16 protein-coding genes are annotated in these 15,356 nt (G+C 65.9%); 10 read left to right on the top strand and 6 right to left on the bottom strand.

The genetic code is table 11. The features are described from left to right. The first annotated feature begins 1 nt into the window (after position 1). Both ACVWYQ_RS18625 and ACVWYQ_RS18620 read left to right on the top strand, forming a co-directional pair. Positions 2-1,219: a DUF1501 domain-containing protein gene (locus ACVWYQ_RS18625; RefSeq protein ID WP_404543975.1), complete on the top strand. Its 1,218-nt coding sequence runs from the start codon at positions 2-4 to the stop codon at positions 1,217-1,219. 141 nt (positions 1,220-1,360) lie between these two features. Beyond that, a complete protein-coding gene (locus tag ACVWYQ_RS18620) occupies positions 1,361-1,684 on the top strand; it encodes an antibiotic biosynthesis monooxygenase family protein (RefSeq protein ID WP_036009456.1) in 324 nt (107 codons plus the stop codon). Between the two features lie 178 nt (positions 1,685-1,862). Here ACVWYQ_RS18620 and ACVWYQ_RS18615 read toward each other — a convergent pair whose 3' ends face one another. The 5 genes from ACVWYQ_RS18615 to ACVWYQ_RS18595 all read right to left on the bottom strand — a co-directional run bounded on the left by ACVWYQ_RS18615 (position 1,863) and on the right by ACVWYQ_RS18595 (position 4,755). Further along, positions 1,863-2,318 (bottom strand): GNAT family N-acetyltransferase, encoded by a 456-nt coding sequence (locus ACVWYQ_RS18615; RefSeq protein ID WP_404543973.1) that lies wholly within the window; start codon positions 2,316-2,318, stop codon positions 1,863-1,865. Positions 2,319-2,611: 293 nt separating this feature from the next. Next, positions 2,612-3,424, bottom strand: coding sequence for a PAS-domain containing protein (locus ACVWYQ_RS18610; RefSeq protein ID WP_404543970.1), 813 nt, complete (start codon positions 3,422-3,424; stop codon positions 2,612-2,614). 128 nt (positions 3,425-3,552) lie between these two features. After that, positions 3,553-3,699: a hypothetical protein gene (locus ACVWYQ_RS18605; protein WP_271538982.1), complete on the bottom strand. Its 147-nt coding sequence runs from the start codon at positions 3,697-3,699 to the stop codon at positions 3,553-3,555. Between the two features lie 73 nt (positions 3,700-3,772). Beyond that, positions 3,773-3,949 carry a hypothetical protein gene (locus tag ACVWYQ_RS18600; RefSeq protein WP_162832045.1) on the bottom strand — a complete coding sequence of 59 codons (177 nt, stop codon included), beginning with the start codon at positions 3,947-3,949 and terminating at the stop codon, positions 3,773-3,775. A 155-nt stretch (positions 3,950-4,104) separates the two neighbouring features. Next, positions 4,105-4,755: a glutathione S-transferase family protein gene (locus ACVWYQ_RS18595; protein WP_404543968.1), complete on the bottom strand. Its 651-nt coding sequence runs from the start codon at positions 4,753-4,755 to the stop codon at positions 4,105-4,107. 592 nt (positions 4,756-5,347) lie between these two features. On the opposite strand from ACVWYQ_RS18595, the gene ACVWYQ_RS18590 reads away from it, so the two are divergent. From ACVWYQ_RS18590 to ACVWYQ_RS18560, 7 genes are all read left to right on the top strand, one after another. Next, positions 5,348-6,550 (top strand): pyridoxal phosphate-dependent aminotransferase, encoded by a 1,203-nt coding sequence (locus tag ACVWYQ_RS18590; RefSeq protein ID WP_036009490.1) that lies wholly within the window; start codon positions 5,348-5,350, stop codon positions 6,548-6,550. Positions 6,551-6,926: 376 nt separating this feature from the next. Next, entirely contained in the window at positions 6,927-7,406 is a 480-nt protein-coding gene (locus ACVWYQ_RS18585; RefSeq protein ID WP_404543965.1) for a DUF992 domain-containing protein, read from the top strand. Positions 7,407-7,561: 155 nt separating this feature from the next. Next, on the top strand, positions 7,562-9,610 hold the full coding sequence (locus ACVWYQ_RS18580; RefSeq protein ID WP_404543962.1) for an elongation factor G: 2,049 nt from the start codon (positions 7,562-7,564) through the stop codon (positions 9,608-9,610). Positions 9,611-9,975: 365 nt separating this feature from the next. After that, positions 9,976-10,248, top strand: coding sequence for a helix-turn-helix domain-containing protein (locus ACVWYQ_RS18575; RefSeq protein ID WP_338122806.1), 273 nt, complete (start codon positions 9,976-9,978; stop codon positions 10,246-10,248). A 105-nt stretch (positions 10,249-10,353) separates the two neighbouring features. Beyond that, positions 10,354-12,096 carry a SulP family inorganic anion transporter gene (locus ACVWYQ_RS18570; RefSeq protein ID WP_404543960.1) on the top strand — a complete coding sequence of 581 codons (1,743 nt, stop codon included), beginning with the start codon at positions 10,354-10,356 and terminating at the stop codon, positions 12,094-12,096. A 66-nt stretch (positions 12,097-12,162) separates the two neighbouring features. Next, the gene (locus tag ACVWYQ_RS18565; protein ID WP_404543957.1) at positions 12,163-13,002 is read left to right on the top strand and encodes a shikimate dehydrogenase; all 840 of its coding nucleotides are present in this window, start codon (positions 12,163-12,165) and stop codon (positions 13,000-13,002) included. Between the two features lie 56 nt (positions 13,003-13,058). Beyond that, positions 13,059-13,685, top strand: coding sequence for a hypothetical protein (locus tag ACVWYQ_RS18560; RefSeq protein WP_271538969.1), 627 nt, complete (start codon positions 13,059-13,061; stop codon positions 13,683-13,685). Between the two features lie 229 nt (positions 13,686-13,914). Here ACVWYQ_RS18560 and ACVWYQ_RS18555 read toward each other — a convergent pair whose 3' ends face one another. Then, positions 13,915-15,051 carry an alpha-hydroxy acid oxidase gene (locus ACVWYQ_RS18555; RefSeq protein WP_157286557.1) on the bottom strand — a complete coding sequence of 379 codons (1,137 nt, stop codon included), beginning with the start codon at positions 15,049-15,051 and terminating at the stop codon, positions 13,915-13,917. 129 nt (positions 15,052-15,180) lie between these two features. Here ACVWYQ_RS18555 and ACVWYQ_RS18550 point away from each other — a divergent pair, with 129 nt between their 5' ends. Beyond that, a complete protein-coding gene (locus ACVWYQ_RS18550; RefSeq protein WP_167361667.1) occupies positions 15,181-15,348 on the top strand; it encodes a hypothetical protein in 168 nt (55 codons plus the stop codon). Positions 15,349-15,356: the final 8 nt, after the last annotated feature.

Genomic DNA, 15,356 nt, shown 5'->3' with positions numbered 1-15,356 from the left:
GATGACCGACTGCGTCGAGAACCGGCTCCTCACCTCCCGCCGCGGTCTCCTGCTCGGCGGCGCGTCCTTTGCGGCCTGGGCTTACCTGCCGAAATTCGCCCGCGCGGCCGACGGGCGCGATCCGCGAATGATCGTGGTGATCCTGCGCGGCGCACTGGACGGGCTCTCGACCGTCGCGCCGCTCGGCGATCCCGATTATGCCGGCCTGCATGGATCGATCGCGCTCAGCGCCGACGGGGCGCATCCCGCGATCATGCTCGACTCGTTCTTCGCCCTGCATCCGGCGATGCCGGAGTTTGCGCGCATGTATCGCGACAAGCACGCGGCGGTGATCCACGCGGTCGCGACGCCCTATCGCGACCGCTCGCATTTCGACGGTCAGGACGTGCTCGAAAGCGGCTATGCCGGCCCGGGCCGCGTGCAGTCCGGCTGGCTCAACCGCGCGCTGGAAGCGCTGCCGCGCGGCGAGCGCGTGTCGAGCGGCCTCGCGGTCGGCCCCACAACGCCGCTAGTGCTGCGCGGCAGCGCGCCCACCGTGGGCTGGGCGCCGGTCGCGCTGCCGCAGGCCGATGATGACACCGCAATGCGCCTGGTCGAGCTCTACCGCCACCGCGATCCCGCCTTGGCCTCCGCGCTGTCGCAAGGCCTCCAGCTCGACAAGGCGGCGAGCGGCGACGACATGAAAGCGACGCGCGGCAATGCGGTCGCGCAGATGCGGCAGGTCGCGCGCGGCGCCGCAAAGCTGATGGCGGCCGATGATGGCCCGCGCATCGCCGCGCTCGCCTTCGACGGCTGGGACACGCATGCCAATGAAGGCGGCCCTGTGGGGCGTCTCGCCTTCCTGCTCGGCGGCCTCGACGGGGCGCTCGCCGAATTCGAAAGCGGCCTAAGGGATCGCTGGCGCGACACCGTCGTGGTCGTCGCCACCGAGTTCGGCCGCACCGCGCGCATCAACGGCACCGAGGGGACCGATCACGGCACCGGCACGATCGCCTTGCTTGCCGGCGGCGCGGTGCAGGGCGGCCGGGTGATCGCGGACTGGCCCGGCCTCAAGCTCGCCAATCTGTATGAGGGCCGTGACCTCAAGCCGACCACGGATCTGCGCTCGGTGATCAAAGGCGTGCTGCAGGATCAGTTCGGCCTGTCCGATCGCGCGCTGGCCGAGACGGTGTTCCCCGACAGCGCAGGAGCACGGCCGATGCGCGGACTGGTTGGCTAAGCCGTCATTCCGGGGCGCGCGGAGCGCGAACCGGAATCCATCTCTCGACGCGTTCTGCAGAAAAATGGATTCCGGGCCCGCGCCTTGCGGCGCGTCCCGGAATGACGACATGATGAGCCGAGCATCAGGAGACACCACCCCATGTACATCGCCATGAACCGCTTTCGCGTCGCCAAGGGCTCCGAGGCTGCCTTCGAGCAGGTCTGGCTCACGCGCGACACCCATCTCGACAAGGTGCCGGGCTTCGTCGAGTTTCACCTGCTGCGCGGGCCGGAAGCCGAGGACCACACGCTGTACGCCTCGCACACCGTGTGGGCGAATTATGCGGCGTTTGAGGCCTGGACCAAGTCGGAAGCGTTTCGCGCGGCACATCATAAAGCGGGCGACAACAAGCCGCTTTATCTAGGCCATCCCCAGTTCGAAGGTTTCGAGGTGATGCAGACCGTGGGGCGCGGCGCCAAGTAACGCTGCCAAGTAGCGCTGCCAGCAAAAAAATGCGGCCCCTGTCAGACGCGGCGACTGACGGGGACCGCTGGGGGCGCATGATCGGTGACGGGGGGCCTGACCAGACGCAGGGGCAGCCTAGCCTTGCTGTGTTACGCGCGGGTGACAGGTGGAGTTATCCACAGGCTCCCGGCACGACTCAGAAGATCTTGCGATAGACGATGAAACCGGAGCGCTCCGCGACCTTGTCGTACAGGCGCTGCGCCGTGAGATTGGTCTCGTGCGTCTGCCAGTAGACGCGCGGCGATCCCGCCAGCTTCGCCCGTTCGTAGACGCCATGGATCAGCGCCGAGCCGACGCCCTTGCCGCGCGCGGCCTCTGATGTGAACAGGTCCTGCAAATAGCAGGACGGCTCGATCGCGGTGGTGCTGCGATGGAACAGATAATGCGTCAGCCCGATCAGGCGGCCGTTGTCCTCGGCGACCAGCGCATGCATCGGCTCATAAGCATCGAAGAAGCGCTGCCACGTCATCCCAGTGATCTCGGGCGCGAGCGCGGTCGGACCGGAGCGGCCGTAAAAGGCGTTGTAGCCGTCCCACAGCGGCAGCCATTGATCGTAATCCTGCCTGGTGACGGCGCGAATGATGAGCGACATGTGAATTTCCGCGATCTCGGAGGTGCGCGATGAAGGGATGCCCTTCATACGTGATGATCGTATGGCCGATCAATCGCGTGGAGATGGGGATTGGTTGAATCGGTGCCGGCTCAGAATTCGGTTCACCTCTCCCGAAGGGAGAGGTCGGATCGCATCGCAGATGCGATCCGGGTGAGGGGTTACGGTCTCAGTGAACGCCGTGGCCCCTCACCCGGATTGCTGCGCAATCCGACCTCTCCCCGCTGGGGAGAGGTGAACCTCCAGCGACCAGCAGAGCTTGAATTCAACACGCTCTACTCCGCAACGCGCAAGTACTGGATCAGCTTGCGGCCGGTCGGATCGCGCAGCGAGCGGTAGTAGTCGGCGCGCGCCGGCGCATCGGTGTGGCGCACGAGGTCGGTCACCGGCGTGTAGCTCAGCATCCGCCCGCCGTCGGCGAGTGCGGTGCAGACGAAGCGCAGCACCTCGCCGTTGCGCAGCGCGACGTTGATCGGCGTGGCATCGCCGACCCGGACCATCTCCATGCGCTGCGCGATGAAAGTGCCGAGCTCGTCCTCGGGCAGCGCGAACGCGCCGGTGTCGCGGCCGTGATACATCAGCGCGATGAAGGGTGGCTTCGCCTCGGCGACCTCGTCCGGCACCGCAAAATAGTCGCGGAACGCGCGGTTGATGAATTCGGCCCGGGTCTCGGCATCGAGCAGCACGATGCCGATATCGACCTTGTCGAGCGCGGCCGACAGCCGCGCGGCAATGGCGTGGCTGCGGCGCTCGGCCGCGAAACTGCCGAGCAGCCGCTCGCGCATCAGCCCGGTGATGCCGGCGGTTCCGAAAACGGTGATGGCCAGGAGGCCGAGCGGCGCCAGATCGGCGGCGCCATGGCCGGAGACGCCGTGGCGGTTGAGGAAGAACAGCGCCCCGCCGATCACCGCGACAATCGCGGTCGTCACGGCGGAGGCGAGACCTGCGAGCGCGCCGGCGAGAGCCGCGATGGCGACGAACAGCGGGGCGGGCGAGGGCGCGGGGACGAAGCGATCAAGCAGAATCGCCAGCAGCAGGGTCGCTGCCGTCAGCGCCGGACCGGAGATCGCACGCCATCCGAACCGCATGGACCTGTCTCGCTCCTTCCGAACGAGGTAAGGCCGCAACACTGGCTGATTGTTGCGTGACCGCGATGCGATTTCGCGCGGCGTGCTTAAGGCGCGCTTGCGCGCAAGCGTAAGGCTTTCGGATGATTTTAGACCATGTGCGCGCGCTGCTGCAGCGTCGGCGCATGCAGCGTCGACGTGCCCGTGCCCTTGCGCGTGCCGACGATGATCAGCAGCGAGGCGACCAGGATGGCCGCAGTCAGGGTGATTGCAACGACTACCACAGGTGATTTCATCGACGTCCTGTCGCGATGCCGGTCGGCGCGGGCCGCACGGCGCCCTGAAGGCTGGTCCAGGATGAAACGGGAATCAGACCGGCAGGCCCATCGCCATGGTCGCCTTGGTCGACAACACCGTCAGGGTGACGATCAGGCACAGCGAAAGCGCGGCGACGGCGAGCGAAGCCGCGACCGCATGGGTGAGCCGGGAAGACGCGACGGTAGCGGATGGGCTCTGAAAGCCTGCCGTGCCGGACGCCCGCATCATGGTCTAAATCCTTCAACACGCGAGCGAATCACCCGCGACTTTCCAGAATTTTCCCAGTTTCAACCGGCAAGATTGCGGCGGCCTTAGCGCTGAAAATGGCCAGATTGCGGCAAATATTACCTTTATACCCGCTATTCGCCGGAGCGGACGCGTCGTCAGGCGTTCGCGGCGATGCTGGCGGGGTCGTCGATGTCGGCCGGGCGCCAGTCCATGGTCACGAAGCCGGGCGTGGCTTCGACGCGTTTCAGCCAGTCCCGGATCGCCGGGAAGGCCTGGAGGTCGAAGTCGCAGCGGTCGGCGAGGTGGGTGTAGCCGTACAGCGCGATGTCGGCGACCGTGAGTTGGCGCGCAGCGAAGTAGGGGGTGGTCTTGAGGTGGTTCTCCATCACCTGGAGCGCGCCATAGCCGCGCTCCATCCAGTCCTCCAGCGAATGGGTCTGCAGGTCGCGGCCGCCCTTGACCAGCGACAGCCAGAAATAGGCCGCGCCGATATTGGGCTCCAGCGCGTGCTGCTCGAAGAACATCCATTGCAGCGCCTCGGCGCGGTCGATGCGGTTTTCCGGCGCGAGCGGCGTGCCGACGGCAACGTACCAGAGGATGGCGTTGGACTCGGCGAGATAGCGGTCCTCGCCGACCTCGAGCAGCGGCACCTGCCCCGACGGGTTCTTGGACAGGAAATCCGGCGTGCGGCTCTCGCCGCGCAGAATGTCCACCTCCACTGCTTCGTAAGGCAGGTTGAGCAGCGCCAGCGCAAGGCGGACCTTGTAGCTGTTGCCCGAGCGTTGCATCGAATAGAGCTTGTACATTCTGGCGTTCGAAATCCGAGGACGAGAAGACGCGGCGCCCGTTGCCCCGCGAGGCGGCTAAACAATGATGCCGATGCGAATCCGCCGCAAGTGCCGTCCGATAGAAAAACTCGAAAACCCTACCGCACTGCAATGGCAAGGAAGATCGTTTCCGCGACGATGCAGTTCAGTTCACATGTACGTCAATCTGCGGACACATCGCTCTACGTAGGCTACCGCATAGACGATCGAGATTAGGACGCCAGTGTTTCCGCATCGTCATGGCCGGGCTTGACCCGGCCATCCACGACTCACTTGCCGCACGAAGAACGTGGATGCCCGGGACAAGCCCGGGCATGACGACGAGCGGTTTCCTGGAGACGTGCACCATCCAGAATTGCTCCGAGGACAGGCCTTGTCGGATATGAGCAATTCCGGAGGCAATGTTGCGCAAAATTGCGGGAAATCGTGGCTTGAACCACTCCAAATCGTAAACTTTTCCGGGATCGGGCCGAAGTTTCTTGCGGCCCAGCGGCACACGTTTTAGGGTGGCTCATTCCCACAATTGGAGTCGTGAGGCGAAGGGCTTCACGACGCTCGCCAGGAGATGATGATGTCCTTCCTTGCCGCTGCGCTCGACCGTGTGAAGCCGTCCGCGACCATCGCGGTCACGGATAAAGCACGCGCGCTGAAAGCGGCGGGCCGCAACGTCATCGGCCTCGGTGCCGGCGAGCCCGACTTCGACACGCCCGCCAACATCAAGCTGGCGGCGATCCGCGCCATCGAGGCCGGCAAGACCAAGTACACCGCGGTCGACGGCATTCCCGAGCTGAAGGAAGCCATCATCGCGAAATTTCAGCGCGAGAACGGCGTCGCCTACAAGCCGAACCAGATCATCGTCGGCACCGGCGGCAAGCAGGTGCTCTACAACGCGTTGATGGCGACCATCAATCCGGGCGACGAGGTAATCATTCCCGCGCCCTATTGGGTCAGCTATCCCGAGATGGTCGCGCTCGCGGGCGGCGAGCCGGTGCCGGTGGTCTGCACCGCCGCGACCGGCTTCAAGCTCCAGGCCGAGGCGCTCGAGCGCGCGATCACGCCGAAGACCAAATGGGTCATCCTGTGCTCGCCGTCGAACCCGACCGGAGCTGCCTACACGCGTTCGGAACTGAAAGCGCTCACCGACGTGCTGGTGAAGCATCCCCACGTCTGGGTGATGACCGACGACATGTACGAGCATCTCGTCTATGACGACTTCCAGTTCACCACGGTCGCGCAGGTCGAGCCGAAACTCTACGACCGCACGCTCACCGTGAACGGCGTCTCGAAGGCCTATTGCATGACCGGCTGGCGCATCGGCTACGCCGGCGGTCCCGCGCAGCTCATCAAGGCGATGTCGACGATCCAGTCGCAGTCGACCTCGAACCCCTCGTCGATCGCACAATGGGCCGCGGTCGAGGCGCTGAACGGTCCGCAGGACTTCATCCCCGCCAACAACAAGGTGTTCAAGGAGCGGCGCGACCTCGTCGTCTCCATGCTCAATCAGGCCAAGGGAATCGAGTGCCCGCGTCCCGAAGGCGCGTTCTACGTCTATCCGTCGTGCGCCGGCACGATCGGCAAGACCGCGCCGTCGGGCAAGGTGATCGCCAATGACGAGGACTTCGTCACCGAGCTTTTGGAGACCGAAGGCGTCGCCGTGGTGCAGGGGTCGGCCTTCGGCCTTGGACCGGCGTTCCGTATATCCTACGCGACCAAGACTTCGGACCTCGAAGACGCCTGCAAGCGCATCCAGCGCTTCTGCGGCAATCTGCGGTAAAGCCGAAGACAGTGCCAATGAAAAGGCCCGCCGCGGCGGGCCTTTTTTGTTGTTTTTATGAGCTGAGTCGGATGGACTTTTGCTTCTGGTCGCGTTGTGCGCGGCCCCTCACCCGGATTGCTGCGCAATCCGACCTCTCCCCGCAGAAGGGCGGGGAGAGGTTAAGCAAGGCCGGCGAGTTTGCACTGTGAGGGACGTGTCGCTCTCTCACTACCTCGCCCCGTTCTTACGGGGAGAGGGTGGGGTGAGGGGCTCTCTCCGCGAATCCGGTTTTAGTTGCACGCGATCTGGCACGGCCGCGGCTCTTGTGGCATAGACCCGCAACACGGGTGGGGCGCTCTCTCTGCTCGCATCACACTTTTCGCCGGAGACATTCATGCGCCGTTCGTTCCTCTTCGCCGCACTCACCGCTGCCGGCCTCACGGCCTCCGTCGTGAACACCGGCGCGCAGCAGCGGATGGCGCGGGTCGGCGTGCTCGAATGCCGCGGCGGCGCCAGCGTCGGCTTCATCGTGGGGTCGGTGACTCATCTCGGCTGCGTGCTGCGCGCCGACGGCTTGCCCGACGACCGCTACGTCGCAACCATCCGGAAAGTGGGCCTCGACATCGGCATCACCCAGGAGACGGCTTTGGCCTGGGGCGTGTTCGCGCCGGTCGACCGGCTCGGCCCCGGCGACCTCTCCGGCAATTACGTCGGCGCGCAGGGCAGCGCCTCGGTCGGTGTCGGCTTGGGGGGCAACGTGCTGGTCGGCGGCTCAAACAATTCGATCGCGCTGCAGCCGCTGAGCGTGCAGGGCCAGGTCGGCCTCAACATCGCCGCCGGCCTCGAGAGCCTGGAACTCCGTCCGGGCCGTTGACACTTCTGCGTGTGATCGCGCCGCGCGAAGCGGCGCGATTTTGCTGACGACGCACCGCAGCGACGTTTGATGCTTGCCAAATCTCGGGGAGGGGCAGAGCATCGGCGTTTGCCGACCCAATCACGGGCCGAGCTCCACACCAAGGAGGCGGCGAAATGGGACAAGACGTCAGAAGTCCCCGAGGTCCACGGTGCATCGCGCTGGTGGGCCCTTTCCAAAGCGGTAAAACCACACTTCTGGAAGCAATATTGGCGCGAACGGGTGCAATCCCGCGCGCCGGCAGCGTCGATGCCGGAACGTCCGTCGGCGACGCCACGCCCGAGGCCCGTCATCACAAGATGACCGTCGGCCTCACTGCTGCCACCACGAGTTTCATGGGCGATAGCTACACCTTCCTCGATTGTCCCGGTTCCGTCGAGTTTGCCCACGACATGCGCGCCGCGTTGCCGGCGGTCGACGCCGCAATCGTGGTCTGCGAGGCCGACGAGAAGAAGCTGCCGCAGCTTCAGATCATCCTGCGCGAGCTGGAGGAGCTGAAGATTCCGCGTTTCCTGTTCCTCAACAAGATCGACCGCGCCAGCCAGCGCATCCGCGAGACGCTGGCGATGCTGCAGCCCGCCTCGCGCGTGCCGCTGGTGTTGCGCCAGATCCCGATCTGGAAGGGCGAGCTGATCGAGGGCTTCGTCGATCTCGCGCTGGAGCGCGCCTTCATCTATCGCGAGCACAAGGCCTCCGAGGTGATCGCGCTCGAGGGCGGCAATCTCGATCGCGAGAAGGAAGCCCGCTTTTCGATGCTGGAGAAGCTCGCCGACCACGACGATGCGCTGATGGAGCAGCTGCTCGAGGACATCCAGCCGCCGCGCGATGCCGTCTTCGACGATCTCGCCCGCGAATTGCGGGAAGGGCTGATTTGCCCGGTGCTGCTGGGCGCCGCCGTGCGCGAAAACGGCGTGTTGCGCCTGATGAAGGCGTTGCGTCACGAGGCGCCCGGCGTTGCGGAGACCGCAAAACGTCTTGGCGTATCCGAGGCCAAGGACGCGCTCGGCTATGTCTTCAAGACGCTGCATTCGCAGCACGGCGGAAAGTTGTCGCTGACGCGGCTGCTCGCCGGCCATCTCGACGACGGCGCCACGCTGCAATCCTCATCCGGCGGTGCTGGGCGCATCTCCGGCATCCTCGCCGTCAACGGCGCCTACGACACCAAGCGCGCCTCGGCCGAAGCCGGCGAGACCGTGGCCCTCGCCAAGCTCGATCCGGTCAAGACCGGTGACACAGTTTCGAGCGGCAAGACGGCGCCCGCGGCATTGATCACGATCGAGCCGACGCCGCCGGTGCTCGCGATCTCGGTCGCGGCCACCGACCGCAAGGATGACGTCAAGCTTGGCCAGGCGCTGACGCGCCTGCATGAGGAGGATCCCTCGCTCATGATCGTGCAGAACGCCAAGACTCACGACACCGTGCTGTGGGGCCAGGGCGAGATGCATCTGCGCGTCGCCAGCGAGCGCTTGCGCGACCGCTTCGGCGTCAAGATCACCTCGCATCCGCCCGCGATCGGCTATCAGGAGACCATCCGCAAGCCGATCACCCAGCGCGGCCGCCACAAGAAGCAGTCCGGCGGCCACGGCCAGTTCGGCGATGTCGTGCTCGACATCACGCCGCTGCCGCGCGGCGACGGCTTCAAGTTCGCCGAGAAGGTGGTGGGCGGCGCGGTGCCGCGCAACTACATCCCGGCGGTGGAGGAGGGCGTCGTCGATGGATTGGCGCGCGGTCCGCTCGGCTTCCCCGTCACCGACGTGCAGGTGACGCTGACCGACGGCTCCTATCACAGCGTCGATAGCTCCGATCTCGCCTTCCGCACGGCCGCGCGGGTCGGGCTCAACGAAGGCCTGCCGCAATGCCAGCCGGTGCTGCTGGAGCCGATCCACATGGTCGAGATCGTCTGCCCGACCGACGCCACCGCCAAGATCAACGCGATCCTGTCGGCGCGGCGCGGCCAGATTCTCGGCTTCGACACCCGCGAGGGCTGGACCGGCTGGGACTGTGTCCGCGCCATGATGCCGGAAGCGGAGATCGGCGAGCTGATCGTGGAGCTGCGCTCGGCCACCGCTGGCGCCGGCAGCTTCACGCGCCAGTTCGACCACATGGCCGAAGTCACCGGCCGCGCCGCCGACCAGATCATCGCCGCACATCAGCACGCGGCGTGATCGGGTAGGCGATCTCGTGCCCCGGACGCAGCGCAGCGCTCCTTCAGCGGTGCGCTGCAGAGCCGGGGCCCATGTATCAGCGTGCTTGGAATTTCTGGGTCCCGGCTCCGCGCAGCAACGCCAAGTGCGTTGCAGCGCGTCCGGGACATGAGATTCTCGTATGCCACTGCACCACACTCCGTCATTGCGAGCGCAGCGAAGCCATCCAGAAATCCCTCCGCGGAAAGATTCTGGATTGCTTCGCTACGCTCGCAATGACGGAGGCTATGGACGACGCCTCCCTTGCTTTCGCCACCGTATGATGTATTTTATATCATTGTATATGTTCTAGATATCACTTATAACTGCTCGTAACTGAGGCCAAGGTGATCACTTCGTTCCAGATGCGGGCAGCCCGCGCGTTGCTCGGCATCGACCAGAAAACCCTGGCCGAGCTCGCCGGCGTGTCGCTGCCGACCATCCAGCGGATGGAGGCCTCCACCGGCAATGTTCGTGGCGTGGTCGAGACCTTGATCAAGGTAGTCGAGGCGTTCGACCGGGCCGGCGTCGAGCTGATCGGCGAGCAGGCCCGCAGCGACGGCGGCGGACGTGGCGTTCGCTTGAAAGAGCCGGGGCCGCCGCGCCGGGTCGGAGCATGATCGCGCGTTGATCGTGCCCGGGATCAAGATGGGCTAGCGCATCGTCGCACCTTAGGACGCACGATGCTTCGGAGCATTGTGGGGCCAGCGGAGCACTTTGCTGACATGAGCATCACGAGCGATCAGGCAGGACGGCTGCACCAGCTGCGTCAGCCGACCTTTGCCGAACTGTATCTGCCGAAGCTCGTCACCGTCTTTCGCGAAGGCTACGGCCTTGCGGATTTCCGCGCCGACGTCTTCGCCGGCCTCACAGTCGCGATCGTCGCGCTGCCGCTGTCGATGGCGATCGCGATCGCCTCGGGCGTGACGCCGGACCGCGGCCTCTACACCGCCGTCGCCGGCGGCTTCATCGCCTCCATACTCGGCGGCAGCCGGTTCCAGATCGGCGGCCCTGCCGGCGCCTTCATCGTTCTGGTCGCGGCGACTGCGGAGCGGCACGGCGTCGACGGAGTTATCCTCGCCACCATGATGGCGGGCCTGTTCCTGATCGGCGCAGGGCTGCTCAGGGTCGGCACCTACATCAAGTTCATTCCCTATCCGGTCACGGTCGGCTTCACCGCCGGCATCGCCGTCATCATCCTTGCCAGCCAGCTCCGCGATCTCTTCGGCATCACGCTCGCGGGGAAGGAGCCGAGCGAGTTCGTGCCGAAGCTCGTCGCGCTCGCCGGCGGCCTCAACACGATCAATCCATCCGCAGTGCTGGTCGCGATCGTCAGCATCGCCATCATCGCCTCGTTGCGGGTCTGGCGTCCCTCCTGGCCCGGCATCCTGATCGCGGTCGTCTTCGCCGCCTTCGTGTGCGCGATATTCTCGTTGCCGGTGGAAACGATCGGCTCGCGCTTCGGCGGCATCCCGCGCGAATTGCCCTCGCCGGCGCTGCCCGCATTCTCGCTGGAGAAGGCAAGGGCGGTGCTGCCGGATGCGATCGCGTTTGCGCTGCTGGCGGCGATCGAATCGCTGTTGTCGGCGGTGGTCGCCGACGGCATGACCGGCCGCCGTCACCGCTCCAATTGCGAGCTGGTGGCGCAAGGCGCGGCCAATATCGGCTCGGCGCTGTTCGGCGGCATCTGCGTCACCGGGCTGATCGCGCGCACCGCGACCAACATCCGCGCCGGCGCGCGCGGGCCGCTCGCCGGCATGCTGCATTCGGTGTTCCTGCTGCTGTTCATGCTGGTCGCGGCCCCGCTCGCAAGCTACATCCCTCTGGCCGCGCTCGCCGCGGTGCTGGTCGTGGTGGCCTGGACCATGGCGGAGAAGCACGAATTCGCGACGCTCGTGCGCTCGTCATGGGGCGATGCCGTGGTGCTGCTCGCGACCTTCCTGCTCACGATCTTCCGCGATCTCACCGAGGGCATCCTGGTCGGCTTCGCGCTCGGCGCGGTGCTTTTCATCCATCGCATGGCGGAGATGACCGGCATCGAGGAGCGGACGCCACTGGTTGCTGATGATCGCCCCGATGACGGCAACGGCGACCGTGTGCGTTACGATCCCGCGCTTGCGGTCGACCGCGACGTGCTGGTCTATCGCATCACCGGCGCGTTCTTCTTCGGCGCGGCCTCGGCGATCGGCAGCGTGCTCGACGGCATTGCCGACAGGCGTAAGGCCTTCGTGGTCGATTTCGCCGCGGTGCCGTTCCTGGATTCGACCGCGGCCAACGTGATCGGCCGCGTCGCCGCCAAGGCGCACCGCCAGGGCATCCGGCTGTTCATCACGGGGGCCTCGCCCGCGGTCCGCCGCGCGCTGCTCACCCATGGCGTCACGCCGCCGCGCGCGCGCTACCGCACGAGCCTCGAGCGCGCCATCGCCGACATCAAGGGCCGGGCCGCCGACGAGACCGCTGCGAGCTGACCACGCGCGCTTGACAGAGCGGGCGCGACGCGAAATGGATCGCCTCGGAAACGACCCGAGGGAAAGATGACCGCGCCCAAGCCCCCTGCAGCCTGTCTGATCGGATGGCCGGCCGCGCATTCGCGCTCGCCGCTGATCCACCATCACTGGCTGCGCACGCTCGATCTCGAGGGCGGCTATGTCATCGAGGCGGTGCCGCCCGAGGATTTGCGCGATTTCGTGCTGCGACTGTCGCTGCGCGGCTTCGTCGGTGCCAACGTCACCATCCCGCATAAGGAAGCCGTGCTGGCGCTGTCGACGCCCGACGCCCGCGCCAGGGCCGTCGGCGCCGCGAACACGCTGTGGTTCGCCGACGGCGAGCTGCGCTCAACCAACACCGATGTCGAAGGCTTCATCAACAATCTCGACGCCAGCGCGCCCGGCTGGGACATGGCCGAGGCGGCGCTGGTGCTGGGCGCCGGCGGCTCCTCGCGCGCGGTCGTGTTCGGCCTGCTGGAACGCGGCATCAGCTGCGTGCATGTCGCCAATCGCTCCATGGCGCGGGCCGAGACGCTGGCACAACAGTTCGGATCGAACGTGCATCCGCTGCCGTGGGACGCGATCGGCGACGTGCTGCCGCGCGCAAAACTTCTCGTGAACACGACCTCGCTCGGCATGCATGGCCAGCCTTCACTCGACGTCGACCTCGCGCGCCTGCCGCAAGATGCCGTCGTCGGCGACCTCGTCTACGTTCCCCTGGTGACGCCGCTGCTCGCCGCGGCGGCGGCGCGCGGCCTGAAGACCGCCGACGGGCTCGGCATGCTGCTGCATCAGGCGGTGCGCGGTTTCGAGCTGTGGTTCGGGCGGCGCCCCGAGGTCACCGCCGAGCTGCGCGCATTGGTTGAGGCCGATCTCACGAAGTCTTGAGAGAATAGCGCAGGGTCTTTCGGAGTTCTCTATTCCTGGGGGCAACGGAGACCGTCATGACTGTTCAACGTGCAACCTTCACACGTCCACTGATCGCCGTCGCGATGGTGGTCGTCTCGACCTACTGCGCCTTCGCCCAGAGAGCGCCGGTGCCGACGCGCGTGCGCGGCACCATCGAAAGCGTCAATGGCGACACTATGCAGGTCAAGTCGCGCAGCGGTGAAGAGGTTAAGCTTCGCCTCGCCTCCGACGTGAACGTGTCGGGCGTCACGAAGATTTCACTCGCCGACATCAAGCCGGGCTCGTTCATCGGCGCCACCACCGTGCCGGGACCGGACGGCAGCCAGAACGCCGTCGAGGTGCACGTGTTTCCGGAAAGCATGCGCGGCACCGGGGAAGGTTCGCGACCTTGGGACCTCAAGCCCAACTCCAGCATGACCAATGCGACCGTCGCGGAGAGCGTCGTCGGCAATGACGGTCACACGCTGCTGGTCAAGTACAAGGACGGCGAGAAGAAGGTGTTCGTCGCCGACGACACGCCGGTCGTGACCTTCGTGCCCGGCGACAAATCCGAGCTGAAGCCCGGCGCCAAGGTGATCGCCTTCATGAAGCAATTGCCCGACGGCTCGTTCGAGACCAACCGCGTCAGCGTCGGCCGCGACGGCCTGACGCCGCCGATGTGAGGGGCTGTGAGACGCGCACCTGCCGCCTCAAACACCGCCGTCGTCCCGGACAAGCGTCAGCGCAGATCCGGGACCCATAACCACAGGGAAAAGTTTTTGCGCGAAGCAGGCCAATCCGAGTCCCCATAGCCACACCTGCCTGTGGCTATGGGTCCCGGATCGGCGCGCGCTTTGGGCGCGCTTGTCCGGGACGACCGTGATTATTGCTGCGGCATCCCGGCAGACGCGCTCACACCGCAATCACGTGATCGTCGATCTCGTCCACCCGGTTGACGCCGCACAGGCCCATCGTAGTGAGCAGCTCCTTCTGGATGATGTCGATCGCCTTGGCGACGCCGGCCTGGCCGCCGGCACCTAAGCCATAGGCATAGGCGCGGCCGATCATGCAGGACTTTGCGCCGAGCGCCAGCGCGCGCATCACGTCCTGGCCGGAGCGGATGCCGCCGTCGAACATGATCTCCATCCTGTCGCCCACCGCGTCCGCGATCTCGGGCAGGACCTCGATCGAGGACGGCGCGCCGTCGAGCTGGCGGCCGCCGTGGTTGGAGACCACGAGCGCCTGCGCGCCGGTCTTGGCGGCTTCCTCGGCGTCCTCGACGTCGAGGATGCCCTTGATGATCAGCTTGCCCGGCCAGATGCTGCGGACCCACTCGACGTCCTTCCAGTTCAAGGAGGTGTCGAACTGCGAGGCGGTCCATTCGGCGAGGCGGTTGAGATCCTCGGTGTTCTTCACGTGGCCGGCGATGTTGCCGAAGGTGCGGCGCTTGCCCTGCAGCACGCCGGAGACCCAGGCCGGCTTGCTGGCGAAGTCCAGCAGCTTCGACAGCGACCATTCCGGTGGCACCGTCATGCCGTTCTTGATGTCGGCGTGGCGCTGGCCGATCACCTGCAGGTCGACCGTGAGCACCAGCGCGCTGCACTTGGCTGCGATCGCGCGCTGGATCAATTCCTTGATGAAGCCGCGGTCCTTCATGACGTAGAGCTGGAACCAGAACGGCTTCTCGACGCTGGCGGCGATGTCCTCGATCGAGCAGATCGACATCGTCGATTGCGTGAACGGAATGCCGGCGGCCTGCGCGGCGCGGCAGGCGTGGATCTCGCCGTCGCCGTGCTGCATGCCGAGCAGGCCGACCGGCGCGAGGATCAGCGGCATCGTCGACGGCTCGCCGAGGATCGTGGTCGAGGTGTCGCGCTTGGAGACGTCGACCAGGATGCGCTGGCGGAACTTGATCGCCTGCATGTCCTCGCGGTTGGCGCGCAGCGTCTCCTCCGCGTAGGAGCCGCGGTCGCAATAGTCGAAGAATGCCTTCGGCACGCGGCGCCGATGCAGCGTGCGAAGATCGTCGATACAGGTAATATGCTTCATGTCGTTTCCCCGGCCCGTCACGTACCAAACAGTCTTGCATCGGAAGATTTCGGGGTCATCTAGCATGGTTGGATGCACAGCCAAATCGTTTGCAGAACGTTTTGGAAGGAGAGTGCCAGGGAGAGCGTCATGACGAAGCCGCACGCAGGACCTTCGCCGGAAGAGATCAAGGAGAAGCATGATCTCGAGGAGGCGCTCGAAGAAGGGCTGGAGGAGACCTTCCCGGGCTCCGATCCCGTTAACGTCACCCAGCCGGCGCCCAGCCGCGCGGACGGCCATGTGAAGCGCTCGGATTAAGGCGAGTT

It is taken from the genome of Bradyrhizobium sp. USDA 3397, assembly GCF_054060965.1.
The sequence above is the reverse complement of the archived record's forward strand: the minus strand, read 5'-3'. Positions and strand labels throughout refer to the sequence as shown.

Coding starts and splice junctions, on each gene's coding strand:
- ACVWYQ_RS18550 (WP_167361667.1), top strand. CDS start 15,181: ATGACGAAGCCGCACGCAGGACCTTCGCCGGAAGAGATCAAGGAGAAG.
- ACVWYQ_RS18615 (WP_404543973.1), bottom strand. CDS start 2,318: ATGTCGCTCATCATTCGCGCCGTCACCAGGCAGGATTACGATCAATGG.
- ACVWYQ_RS18620 (WP_036009456.1), top strand. CDS start 1,361: ATGTACATCGCCATGAACCGCTTTCGCGTCGCCAAGGGCTCCGAGGCT.
- ACVWYQ_RS18590 (WP_036009490.1), top strand. CDS start 5,348: ATGTCCTTCCTTGCCGCTGCGCTCGACCGTGTGAAGCCGTCCGCGACC.
- ACVWYQ_RS18570 (WP_404543960.1), top strand. CDS start 10,354: ATGAGCATCACGAGCGATCAGGCAGGACGGCTGCACCAGCTGCGTCAG.
- ACVWYQ_RS18585 (WP_404543965.1), top strand. CDS start 6,927: ATGCGCCGTTCGTTCCTCTTCGCCGCACTCACCGCTGCCGGCCTCACG.
- ACVWYQ_RS18555 (WP_157286557.1), bottom strand. CDS start 15,051: ATGAAGCATATTACCTGTATCGACGATCTTCGCACGCTGCATCGGCGC.
- ACVWYQ_RS18610 (WP_404543970.1), bottom strand. CDS start 3,424: ATGCGGTTCGGATGGCGTGCGATCTCCGGTCCGGCGCTGACGGCAGCG.
- ACVWYQ_RS18600 (WP_162832045.1), bottom strand. CDS start 3,949: ATGATGCGGGCGTCCGGCACGGCAGGCTTTCAGAGCCCATCCGCTACC.
- ACVWYQ_RS18560 (WP_271538969.1), top strand. CDS start 13,059: ATGACTGTTCAACGTGCAACCTTCACACGTCCACTGATCGCCGTCGCG.
- ACVWYQ_RS18580 (WP_404543962.1), top strand. CDS start 7,562: ATGGGACAAGACGTCAGAAGTCCCCGAGGTCCACGGTGCATCGCGCTG.
- ACVWYQ_RS18595 (WP_404543968.1), bottom strand. CDS start 4,755: ATGTACAAGCTCTATTCGATGCAACGCTCGGGCAACAGCTACAAGGTC.
- ACVWYQ_RS18605 (WP_271538982.1), bottom strand. CDS start 3,699: ATGAAATCACCTGTGGTAGTCGTTGCAATCACCCTGACTGCGGCCATC.
- ACVWYQ_RS18565 (WP_404543957.1), top strand. CDS start 12,163: ATGACCGCGCCCAAGCCCCCTGCAGCCTGTCTGATCGGATGGCCGGCC.
- ACVWYQ_RS18625 (WP_404543975.1), top strand. CDS start 2: ATGACCGACTGCGTCGAGAACCGGCTCCTCACCTCCCGCCGCGGTCTC.